The following is a 10,931-nucleotide window of genomic DNA, read 5'->3' on the forward strand; positions in this document are numbered from 1 at the left end:
TTACCGTTTGTTCTTGATGGAGGTGCCGAGAACCTGCAGGTACGCGACCAGCGCGTCCATTTCGGTCTTGCCCTTCACCGCGTCTTTGGCCCCGGCGATGTCTTCGTCGGTGTAGGGGATGCCAAAGCCGCGCATGACTTCCAGCTTCTTTGCGGTGTCCTTGCCGTCGAGTTTGTTCTCGACCAGCCAGGGGTAGGCCGGCATCTTCGACTCCGGCACCACGTTGCGCGGGTTGTACAGGTGGGCGCGCTGCCACTCGTCCGAGTAGCGTCCGCCGACCCGGGCCAGATCCGGGCCGGTACGCTTGGAGCCCCACAGGAAGGGGTGGTCGTAGACGCTTTCGCCGGCCACCGAGTAGTGGCCGTAGCGCTCGGTTTCGGCGCGGAACGGACGGATCATCTGCGAATGGCAGCCGACACAGCCGTTGGCGATATAAACGTCACGGCCCTCCAGTTGCAGCGCGGTGTAAGGCTTGAGGCCCTCCACCGGCTCATTGGTGACGTCCTGGAAAAACAGCGGGACGATCTGGGTCAGGCCGCCGATGCTGACGGCGAGCACCATCAGCAGCGCCATCAGGCCGATATTCTTCTCGATGATTTCGTGTTTCATCAGTGGGCGCTCCCAGCGGTGAACTGCGCGGCCGCTTCATATTCAACCGGCTTGGCGGCGCGCACGGTGCGGTAGGTGTTGTAGGCCATCAGCAACATGCCGGCGACGAAGAACATGCCGCCGACCATGCGCACCACGAAACCAGGATGGCTGGCTTCCAGTGCTTCGACGAAGGAGTAGGTGAGGGTGCCGTCTTCGTTGACTGCGCGCCACATCAGGCCCTGGGTGATGCCGTTGACCCACATCGAGGCGATGTACAGCACGGTGCCGATAGTGGCCAGCCAGAAGTGCACGTTGATCAGTGCAATGCTGTGCATCTGCTCGCGACCGTAGACTTTCGGGATCAGGTGGTAGAGCGCGCCGATGGAGATCATCGCCACCCAACCCAGTGCGCCGGCGTGGACGTGGCCAATGGTCCAGTCGGTGTAATGCGACAAGGCATTCACGGTCTTGATCGCCATCATCGGACCTTCGAAGGTCGACATGCCGTAGAAGGCCAGCGATACCACCAGGAAGCGCAGGATCGGATCGGTACGCAGCTTATGCCAGGCCCCCGACAGGCTCATCATGCCGTTGATCATGCCGCCCCAGCTCGGCGCCAGCAGGATCAGCGACATCGCCATGCCCAGGCTCTGCGCCCAGTCCGGCAGTGCGGTGTAGTGCAGGTGGTGCGGGCCGGCCCAGATATACAGGGTGATCAGCGCCCAGAAATGCACGATGGACAGGCGATACGAATAGATCGGCCGTTCGGCCTGCTTGGGCACGAAGTAGTACATCATGCCGAGGAAGCCGGTGGTCAGGAAGAAGCCCACCGCGTTATGCCCGTACCACCACTGGATCATCGCGTCGGTCGCCCCGGAGTACATCGAGTACGACTTGAACAGGCTCACCGGCACCGCCGCGCTGTTGACGATGTGCAGCATCGCGGTGACCAGGATGAAGGCGCCGTAGAACCAGTTGCCCACATAGATGTGTTTGGTCTTGCGCTTGACCACGGTGCCGAAGAACACCACGGCGTAGCTGACCCAGACAACGGTGATCAGTAGGTCGATCGGCCATTCCAGTTCGGCGTATTCCTTGCTGCCGGTGTAACCCATGGGCAGGGTGATGACTGCCAGCACGATCACCGCCTGCCAACCCCAGAAGGTGAACGCGGCCAGGCCGTCGGAGATCAGGCGCGCCTGACTGGTGCGCTGCACCACATAGAAGGAGGTGGCCATCAGGGCGCAGCCGCCGAAGGCGAAGATCACCGCGTTGGTGTGCAGCGGACGCAGACGGCCGAAACTCGTCCATTCCAATCCCAGGTTGAGTTCCGGCCACACCAGTTGTGCGGCAATGAACACGCCTAGAAGCATGCCAATGACTCCCCAGATCACCGTCATGACGGCGAACTGGCGAACCACCTTGTAGTTATAAGCAGTCTGATTGATTGCTGTGCTCATGCTGGGTTCCACGGTTAATGGATTTTTATAGGGGCAAAAATCGGCGGCAAGTATGGGTAAGACAGCTAGCGGTTACAGCGACGCAGCCCCGTGGAATCGTGTTTCCAAGTACCTTCGACATGGCTTTCGCCAGTGCCCTTCGGCACCTTGTCGGCAGCTGAAAACAGCGTGGAGATGCTTCGCCTGTGTGCTGGCGGGCTTGCGGTCGCGGGTAATCTTAACTCAAATCAAGAAAGGGCCAAACGCTTAGGTGGACGGTGCGACTTTGCGTCGCACCGTCCACGGGTTGGCCGCTAACGGGTTCGGCGCAGGATTGGCGGCCGGTTAGGGTCGCCAATCCTGGGGGGAGGGGCTTACTCGGCTGATTGTGGTTTCTGGCTCAGGCTCAGCACATAGGCGGCCAGCAGATGCACCTTGTCGTTACCCAGGTATTGCTCCTGGGCCGGCATCTGGCCGTTACGGCCATGGCGAATGGTCTGCTGCAGTTGCACCAGGCTGCTGCCGTAGATCCAGCCGGCGGGTTGGCTCAGGTTCGGCGCGCCGAGCATGGCCATGCCTTGGCCTTCGGCACCGTGACAGGCCTGGCAATTGCTGGCGAATAGCTGCGCACCCTGCGCCAGGTCGAAGGACTTGTCGGCAGGCAATGGCAGGCCGGCCAGGTCGTGGCGCACGTAAGCCGCCACCTGTTGCACGCCGTCCTCGCCGAGCGCCTGAACCCAGGCCGGCATCATGCCCATGCGGCCATTGAGGATGCTGGTCTTGATTGCGGCCGGCTCGCCGCCCCAGCGCCAATGGTTGTCGGCCAGATTGGGGAAGCCCGCCGAGCCTTTGGCATCGGAGCCATGGCAGACCGCGCAGTAGGTGGCGAACAGGCGACCGCCCATTTTCAACGCCTGCGGGTCTTTAGCCACTTCTTCCAGCGGCATGGCCGCATATTTGGCGAAGATCGGCCCGTACAGCGCGTCGGCCTGATCCACTTCGCGTTGCCACTGGGCGACCTGGGTCCAGCCGCCGTCGTAGCCCGGCAGCACGCCTTTCCAGTTACCCAGGCCGGGGTAGAGCACCAGGTAGCCGACGGAAAAGATCAACGTGCCGAGGAACAACATGAACCACCACTTGGGCAGCGGGTTGTCATATTCCTCGATGCCGTCGAAGGAGTGACCCATGGTCTGCTCGGTCTCGCTCTTGTGCGTCTCGCTCTTGCGGGTCGCGAAAATCAGCCAGAACAGGGCGAGCAGGGTGCCAACGGTCAGCACGGTTACATACCAGCTCCAGAAGGTACTCATGGGGTGTTGCTCCTCGATGCAGCAGACTTGGGTTCATCGGCAAAAGGCAGGAGTGCCGCCTCGCTGAACGCGGCGCGACGCTTGCTGCTATAAGCCCAGAGCGTCACGCAGACGAAGGACAGCAGTACCAGTGCCGTACCTATGCCGCGCAGGGTGCCGATATCAATGGTTGCGAATGACATGGCCTACCTCTTGTTCTTCACGGCAGTGCCGAGCACTTGCAGGTAGGCGACCATGGCATCCATTTCGCTTTTGCCCTTGACCGCCTCCGCGGCGCCGGCGATGTCCTCGTCGCTGTAAGGCACGCCAACCATGCGCAGCGCCTTGAACTTGGCGGCGGTGTCCTGGCCGTCCAGGGTGTTTTCCACCAGCCAGGGGTAGGACGGCATCTTCGACTCCGGCACCACGTTGCGCGGGTTGTACAGGTGGGCGCGGTGCCACTCGTCCGAGTAGCGGCCGCCGACCCGGGCCAGATCCGGCCCGGTGCGCTTGGAACCCCAGAGGAACGGGTGGTCGTAGACGCTTTCGCCGGCCACCGAGTAGTGGCCGTAGCGCTCGGTTTCGGCGCGGAACGGGCGGATCATCTGCGAGTGGCAGCCGACGCAGCCTTCGCGGATGTAGATGTCGCGGCCTTCCAGTTGCAGCGCGGTGTACGGCTTGAGGCCGGCCACCGGCTCATTGGTGACGTCCTGGAAAAACAGCGGGACGATCTGGGTCAGGCCGCCGATGCTCACGGCCAGCACCATCATCAGCGCCATCAGGCCGATATTCTTCTCGAGTATTTCGTGTCTCATCAGTGGGCTCCTTCAACCGAAAACTGCGCGGCGGCATGCAACTCGGCGGCCTGGGTATGGCGCACGGTCTGCCAGACGTTCCAGGCCATCACCAGCATGCCGCTGAAGAAGATCGCCCCGCCGATCAGGCGCACCACAAAACCAGGGTGGCTGGCTTCCAGCGCTTCGACGAAGGAGTAGGTGAGGGTGCCGTCTTCGTTGACCGCACGCCACATCAGGCCCTGGGCAATGCCGTTGACCCACATCGAGGCGATATAGAGCACGGTGCCGATGGTGGCCAGCCAGAAGTGCACGTTGATCAGGCCGATGCTGTGCATCTCATCGCGACCGAAGACCTTGGGGATCAGGTGATAGAGCGAACCGATCGACACCATCGCCACCCAACCCAGGGCGCCGGCGTGGACGTGGCCGATGGTCCAGTCGGTGTAGTGGGACAAGGCGTTGACGGTCTTGATCGCCATCATCGGGCCTTCGAAGGTGGACATGCCGTAGAAGGCCAGGGATACCACCAGAAAGCGCAGGATCGGGTCGGTGCGCAACTTATGCCAGGCGCCCGACAGGGTCATCATGCCGTTGATCATGCCGCCCCAGCTCGGTGCCAGCAGAATCAGCGACATCACCATGCCCAGGCTCTGCGCCCAGTCCGGCAGCGCGGTGTAGTGCAGGTGGTGCGGGCCGGCCCAGATGTACACGGCAATCAGCGCCCAGAAGTGGACGATCGACAGGCGATAGGAATACACCGGGCGCTGGGCCTGTTTGGGCACGAAGTAGTACATCATGCCGAGGAACCCGGCGGTCAGGAAAAAGCCCACCGCGTTATGCCCGTACCACCACTGGATCATCGCGTCGGTCGCGCCGGCGTAGGCCGAGTAGGACTTGGTCAGGCTGACCGGAATCGCCATGTTGTTGACCAGGTGCAAAATGGCCACGGTGAGGATGAAACCGCCGAAGAACCAGTTGCCCACATAGATGTGGCTGACCTTGCGCTGCATGATGGTGCCGAAAAACACGATGGCATAGCTGACCCAGACCACCGTGATCAGGATGTCGATCGGCCATTCCAGTTCGGCGTACTCCTTGGAACTGGTCAGGCCCAGCGGCAGGCTGATCGCCGCCAGCACGATCACCGCCTGCCAACCCCAGAAGGTGAAGGCCGCCAGGCGAGGTGCGAACAGGGTAGTCTGGGAGGTGCGTTGCACCGCGTAGTAGCTGGTGGCGAACAGCGCGCAACCGCCGAAGGCGAAGATCACCGCATTGGTGTGCAGCGGGCGCAGGCGACCGAAGCTGGTCCACGGCAGGTCGAAGTTGAGCACGGGCCAGGCCAGTTGCGCGGCGATCAGTACGCCGACCGCCATACCGACTATGCCCCACACCACCGTCATGATGGCGAACTGGCGCACCACCTTGTAGTTGTAGGCGGAACTGATTGTAGTGTTCATGTCTGGGCTTCCATCCACGGTTATGGGCAGATCATTCAAAAAACAGCCGGCCTCGCGTGAGCATGAGCAGCTACGCAGGCCGATGAGCTTCTAAAGCGAGGCAAGCATGAGCAAAGGGCAAAGTGCCGGTATTGACGGGGATCAATGCTCGCGACAGCAAACATGGCAGGCATGGCTGTGGGATTTACCGACGGATGAGCGCCGGGCGACCCTGATACTCGCCCATGGTGCCGGTGCGCCGATGGACAGCGAATTCATGCAGCGGATGGCGCAACTGCTGGCTGCGCGCGGGGTTGCGGTGCTGCGCTTCGAGTTCGACTACATGGCCGCCCGGCGCCTGGACGGCAAGAAACGCCCGCCCAGCACCCAGGCCAAATTGCTCGCACAGTGGCGTGCGGTGTATGCCCAGGTGCGCCAACAGGTCGCAGGGCCGCTGGCCGTCGGCGGCAAGTCCATGGGCGGGCGTATGGCCAGCGTGCTCGCCGACGAACTGGGGGCCGATGCGCTGGTCTGCCTGGGCTATCCGTTCTATGCCGTTGGCAAGCCGGACAAACCGCGAGTCGCGCACCTGGCCGAGCTGCGCACGCCGACCCTGATCGTCCAGGGCGAGCGCGATGCCCTCGGCGACCGGCAGACGGTGGCCGGCTATCAACTGGCCAGCGCGATAACCCTGCACTGGCTGGCAAGCGGCGATCACGACCTTAAGCCACTCAAACGTTCGGGCTGCACTCACGAGCAGCATATGCAGGCGGCGGCAGATGCGGTGGCGGGGTTTCTGCTGGCGATGCCCCGGTGATGTGTTGGCCGTAGCTTTTGGCTGGGTTAGGTCTTGCGGGTGGGTTAGCCGAACGCGCAGCCCGCCACCCGGCCGTTAGGCCGGCAATAGTGCGGTCTTACGGAATCACGGATGGGTTACCCCGCTATGCGGCTAACCCATCCGGAAAAACCGAGACTCTACAGCCATCAGCGCTGCCAACAGCTAACTGAAACATAGCCTTCAATATGGCTCTGTACCTGTTAGGTGTTGTATCGCCAGGCGCGAATTGCCTGCGGCCCGTAGGAGGCCCGACCTCGGGGCGAGCTTTACTATATCCACGAAACGCTGAGCAGGCAGCCCTGCGGGCTGCATTCGCCGCGGGGTCGCGCCTCCTACAAGAAATCGCGCATGCAACACATATTTGGGACATAGCCGTCAACATGGCCTTTCTGTTGGAGTGAGGATCGGTGTGTCGCTGGCAGAGCGAAATCTTAACCTCTGCTGGGCGGGCACTCGCAACCCCGATAGCGGCTTGAGTGAATGAGACGGGCGGATCTTGCGCGGCGATGGGGGAAGCATCCGCTCGATTGGTTTAGAACAATAATATTGCGCTATAGAAGCAACACTATTCATTAGAGTTAACTAAACGCTCCCGCCACAATGCCTGGGCACACAGCTCCACGCGGCCCTGCCTGTCGTGTCGACATGAACCGGCACCCACCCAGGTTTCACCTGCGCCCGGGGTGACGGCGACCTGCGCGATGCCTCCCGCGCGTCGTCCATGACCGATGCCGGTCAATTGTTTCTCGGGTTGTTCCTGTCTTGTCCAGGGAAGGACTTTTTTACCAGGCGCTTACCTCGTTACTCACAACCATGCAGAGACTAAGCAAGAACAATGCACGAGCACTTTCTCGATTGGTTCAGAATCCTGGCTCCCGTCCAGCTCAACGCTCATCCGCGGGAGTGGCTGCGCGCCGCCATCGGGGTCGCTATCGTCATGTCGCTGACGGTGTCGCTCGGCGTCTGGCTGTTCGGTGCGTCGGTCACGTTGCATATGGTCGCGCCTGCGGGCGCCTCGTCGGTGTTGCTGTTCGCCGCCTCGTCCAGCCCGTTCGCCCAGCCATGGTCGGTTCTCGCCGGCAATATGTTCGCCACCCTGATCGGGATCAGCCTTGGCCTGAGCGGGCTGGATACCCTGCCTGCCACGGTGCTGGCTGCCGGCCTCGCGCTGGTCTGTCTGTTGGCGTTGCGCTGCCTGCATCCTCCGGGCTGCGCCTTGGCCGTGGTGGCCGCCAGTGGTGGCGCGGGTGTCGCCGATATGGGGTACAGCCTGCTTTGGCCGGTGGCAGTCAACTCGCTGCTGCTGTTGGCCATAGCCCTGATCTATAACAACCTCACCGGCCACGCCTATCCGAAATCGCGCCTGTCCAGGGAAAACAGCCATCACACCCGAGACCCACTGCCGGGTGATCGCATGAGTTTCACCCGGGACGACGTCGATCAGGCGCTCAAGGAGTTCGGCGAGTATGTCGACGTCACCAGTGACGATCTCGAGCAGCTGATCAGGCAAACCGAGAAGTATGCCTTGCGCCGCAGCATGGGCGAGATCAGTGCGGCGGACATCATGTCCCGCGATCTCTGCTGTGCCACGCCCGACACTTTTATCGAACAGGCCTGGCAGACACTCAAGGAGCACCGTTTGCGTTCGTTGCCCGTCGTGGAGGAGGGCAGTGGCAAGCTGATCGGTATCGTCACCCTGGTCGACCTGCTCAAACAGTTCCAGCCCAGCCAGGCGCGAGTCAATTTCGGCCAGTTGAAGTACCTGCGCGGAACCAAGCTGCGCTCGATCATGAGCGTGCCAGTGGTGGCCGTACCGCAGGACGCTCACATGGTCGACCTGGTGTTCATGCTGTCCGACCGCGGGTTGCACTGCTTGCCGGTGGTGGATCGGCACGAGCGACTGGTGGGCATGGTCACGCAGACCGACCTGATCGCCGCGCTGTACCGGAACTGGCTCAAGCAACTGCCGGGTTGAGTCGCCGCGGGCTGCCGCGCCGGTCTTCTGGCGTGCCGACTCAGGCGCTGTCAGGCGACGTGGGCTTCATACCTCGTAATCCCAGCGCGACCAGTCGAAATCGTCCTGAGCCACCTCGCGTAACAGCTCCAGGGCATTGCGCAGAGCGGGGCTGTCGGCTGCTCTGGAGTAGACCAGATAGATCGGGTAGGAGAACTCCGGCGCCTTTTCCACCCGTTTCAGAATGCCTTCATCGAGGTAAGGCTGCACGACCCGGGTGCGTAAATAGCCGCGCCCGCCGCATTCCAGCAGGTACTGCAGGGCAAGTGGCCCAAGGTTGAAGGAGAGGGCGGCGCGGGTGTGCTCGGGGAGCGCAATGTCGTGCAGCTTACGAAAGGTCGGCCCCCAGTCGACGTACACATAGGGGTTGGGATTGTTCGTCTGCACCACCTGGATCAGCTTTTCCTCGAGCAATTGCTCGACCTGCAGGCTCGGCCAGTATTCCGGCTGATGCACCAGCGCGGCGTCGAGCACGCCGAGGTCGAGTTGCTGTTGCAGCAGGCTGCCGCTGGCGACTTCGCTGCGCACCGCATGCGCGGGCATGGCCTGGCGCAGGCGTTGCAGCCACGCCAGCATCAAGGGGTTGCACAGGCTTACCTCCGCGCCCAGCGTCAGCAAATCGCCATAGCCGCGAGGCAGAGGCAGATCCCGGCGTGCTGCTTCCCAGGTCTGCACCAGTTGAGTCGCATAGGCGACGAAGCGCTCGCCGTCGGTGGTCAACCGGGCGCCGGCACGATTGCGCACGAACAGTCGGCAGCTCAGCTGGCTTTCCAGGTTATGGACGCGCGCCGTCACCGCCGTTTGGGTGATATGCAGGCGCTCGGCGGTGGCGATGAAACTGCCGCTGCGGATGATATCCAGAAAGGTGCGGGCGAGATCGATGTCCATTGCGGCGCTTAACTTCAATAAAATTGCTGAGAGCGCCTATTGTATGGCATCGGGCGCCGGCCGAGGGCGAGGCAGGCACGCTGGCCCGCTCGAGCGCCAGCAACTGATCCCAGGACAGAACCCGGTCGTCCCCCTCACCAGGGAAAACACCTACCGCCGCTCAAGCCATTCACCTTCTCCCTGGTGGTCTCTGCTGTTGCAGCTTTGCCGGTAGCTTCCAATTAGCCGAGGTGTGGATATAAGGCCGCGCAAGCAGCGTTATATCGGCTGGCAGGGTTCGGATGGTCGCCAGCGGCGAGTTGAATGTGGCTCACCAACTCCCGTAAGGAATGCCGAAACGCTCGATATAGCGCTTGGCCTTTTCACTAACTTTGTAAGCGTAACGGCCCTCGTTGTTGCCCTGATCCGGCCCCAATGGTTCCACCTTCAATGTCGGGACTAGCCTTAAGAAATGCATTGACCTTGCCGCAACTGCTTGGCTGGGCGCAATCGGGAAAGCCCAGATGTATGCGCCGATCCGCAGGATGAATGCGGGCTGCACAAGGGCTTGCGCAGCTTAGGTCGAGCGGCCTCGCCGCAGCCCGCCAAACCTCGGCGTACTGCTTGCGGCGAGTCGCGCCCTGGGTTCAAAGGCTCAAACAGGTTTTCCTGGCCTGGTGATTACCGCCGAACGGCGAACACAAACGCTGATGCACCCGGCTGAGGAAACCGACCTCGAAGGCCCGCCGTTGCAGCCCGCCAGGCAGCACGTCGCGCTCGATGATCAGGTTGGCCCACAGCCAGCCGGTGTCGTCGTTGCTCAACCAGGCCTGGGCGCAGATCACGCCCTTGTCGAAGGCCTGCTGGCAATCCCACGGCCACTCGATCGCCGCGCCGCTCTGGCCGTCGTGGCTGGGCAGGTAACTGGTACAGGGCTTAGTCATCGCCAGCCCTCCCCTGTGCCAACGAACTGCGGTACAGCACCACCACATCGTTGAGCAGCTCGCGGGCGTTCTGGCAGAGCTCGTGCAACTCAGTTGCGGCCGGCGCAGCCACTCCCGAGCGAGCCAGAATGTTGAACAGCTTGTGCAGCATCGCCACCCGCAACTCGGCCGCCGCCTGGAAATAGCAGACAGGATCATCCAGGCAATCGAGCGGCTTGCAGCGTTTCGGGAAGGGGATAACAACGGGGTTGGAACTAGTCATGACGCACCTCCAGGGCGGAGGCGGATGACAAACAGCAAAGCCCAAGGCGGAGCCCTTGGGTAAAAGGGGGGTAGCGCATTTTCCTTATGCTCCTCGAACTGATTAAGGAGCCGTCACCCGCCGTTGCGACACGGTTATGGGTGGCGGACCGTACGGGGGTCGCAATACCGGCGTCCGAGGGAACCGGCCAGGCCGAAGCCTGCCCCGCACGGCCCACCATAGAAATGCGGTAACCGGGCACAAAAAAAGCGCCGGCTACTCAGCTATGGCGCTTCCGCGCCTCAGACATAAAACGGGTTGCGACACCCGGCCACGGGATTGACCGTGACCGGCGCACTCTAGCCGGATGAAGCGTAATGAGCAACCGGCAGCTGCTGAGCACCCCAGGCCTCAGACGTTGTGAAAATACCGACCGCCGTCGCGAGGCCGGCTCCAGATGTGCGCAGCAAGGCACGCA

General features: G+C 62.3%; 12 protein-coding genes. 2 read left to right on the top strand and 10 right to left on the bottom strand.

The genetic code is table 11. From position 1 onward, the window contains the following. The 6 genes from ccoO (P8H27_RS19875) to ccoN (P8H27_RS19900) all read right to left on the bottom strand — a co-directional run bounded on the left by ccoO (P8H27_RS19875) (nt 1) and on the right by ccoN (P8H27_RS19900) (nt 5,570). A complete protein-coding gene (gene ccoO, locus P8H27_RS19875) occupies nt 1-609 on the bottom strand; it encodes a cytochrome-c oxidase, cbb3-type subunit II (RefSeq protein ID WP_238042723.1) in 609 nt (202 codons plus the stop codon). Beyond that, nucleotides 609-2,051 carry a cytochrome-c oxidase, cbb3-type subunit I gene (gene ccoN / locus P8H27_RS19880; RefSeq protein ID WP_289639462.1) on the bottom strand — a complete coding sequence of 481 codons (1,443 nt, stop codon included), beginning with the start codon at nt 2,049-2,051 and terminating at the stop codon, nt 609-611. The genes ccoO (P8H27_RS19875) and ccoN (P8H27_RS19880) overlap by 1 nt, the downstream gene beginning before the upstream one ends. A 353-nt stretch (nt 2,052-2,404) precedes the next feature. Continuing rightward, a complete protein-coding gene (gene ccoP, locus P8H27_RS19885; protein WP_289639463.1) occupies nt 2,405-3,337 on the bottom strand; it encodes a cytochrome-c oxidase, cbb3-type subunit III in 933 nt (310 codons plus the stop codon). Next, nucleotides 3,334-3,519 (bottom strand): CcoQ/FixQ family Cbb3-type cytochrome c oxidase assembly chaperone, encoded by a 186-nt coding sequence (locus P8H27_RS19890; protein WP_289639464.1) that lies wholly within the window; start codon nt 3,517-3,519, stop codon nt 3,334-3,336. Before P8H27_RS19890 ends, ccoP begins: the two co-directional genes overlap by 4 nt. Nucleotides 3,520-3,522: 3 nt before the next feature. Continuing rightward, on the bottom strand, nt 3,523-4,131 hold the full coding sequence (gene ccoO / locus P8H27_RS19895) for a cytochrome-c oxidase, cbb3-type subunit II (protein ID WP_289639465.1): 609 nt from the start codon (nt 4,129-4,131) through the stop codon (nt 3,523-3,525). Continuing rightward, a complete protein-coding gene (gene ccoN, locus P8H27_RS19900) occupies nt 4,131-5,570 on the bottom strand; it encodes a cytochrome-c oxidase, cbb3-type subunit I (protein ID WP_289639467.1) in 1,440 nt (479 codons plus the stop codon). Before ccoN (P8H27_RS19900) ends, ccoO (P8H27_RS19895) begins: the two co-directional genes overlap by 1 nt. Before the next feature lie 106 nt (nt 5,571-5,676). Here ccoN (P8H27_RS19900) and P8H27_RS19905 point away from each other — a divergent pair, with 106 nt between their 5' ends. Together P8H27_RS19905 and P8H27_RS19910 are read left to right on the top strand one after the other, a co-directional pair. Continuing rightward, entirely contained in the window at nt 5,677-6,366 is a 690-nt protein-coding gene (locus tag P8H27_RS19905; RefSeq protein ID WP_289639468.1) for an alpha/beta family hydrolase, read from the top strand. An 856-nt stretch (nt 6,367-7,222) separates the two neighbouring features. Beyond that, a complete protein-coding gene (locus tag P8H27_RS19910) occupies nt 7,223-8,362 on the top strand; it encodes a CBS domain-containing protein (protein ID WP_289639469.1) in 1,140 nt (379 codons plus the stop codon). Nucleotides 8,363-8,428: 66 nt separating this feature from the next. Here the strand turns inward: P8H27_RS19910 and P8H27_RS19915 are convergent, their stop codons facing one another. The 4 genes from P8H27_RS19915 to P8H27_RS20800 form a co-directional block, all read right to left on the bottom strand. Then, complete coding sequence (locus P8H27_RS19915; protein WP_289639470.1) at nt 8,429-9,289, bottom strand: LysR family transcriptional regulator; 861 nt, start codon at nt 9,287-9,289, stop codon at nt 8,429-8,431. Nucleotides 9,290-9,915: 626 nt separating this feature from the next. Next, nucleotides 9,916-10,212 carry a LasR-specific antiactivator QslA gene (locus P8H27_RS19920; protein WP_289639471.1) on the bottom strand — a complete coding sequence of 99 codons (297 nt, stop codon included), beginning with the start codon at nt 10,210-10,212 and terminating at the stop codon, nt 9,916-9,918. Then, nucleotides 10,205-10,474, bottom strand: coding sequence for a hypothetical protein (locus P8H27_RS19925; RefSeq protein ID WP_289639472.1), 270 nt, complete (start codon nt 10,472-10,474; stop codon nt 10,205-10,207). The genes P8H27_RS19920 and P8H27_RS19925 overlap by 8 nt, the downstream gene beginning before the upstream one ends. Then, complete coding sequence (locus P8H27_RS20800; protein WP_374761376.1) at nt 10,467-10,694, bottom strand: ash family protein; 228 nt, start codon at nt 10,692-10,694, stop codon at nt 10,467-10,469. The genes P8H27_RS19925 and P8H27_RS20800 overlap by 8 nt, the downstream gene beginning before the upstream one ends. Nucleotides 10,695-10,931: the final 237 nt, after the last annotated feature.

Source organism: Pseudomonas sp. sp1636 (assembly GCF_030376615.1).
Taxonomy (GTDB): Bacteria; Pseudomonadota; Gammaproteobacteria; order Pseudomonadales; family Pseudomonadaceae; genus Aquipseudomonas.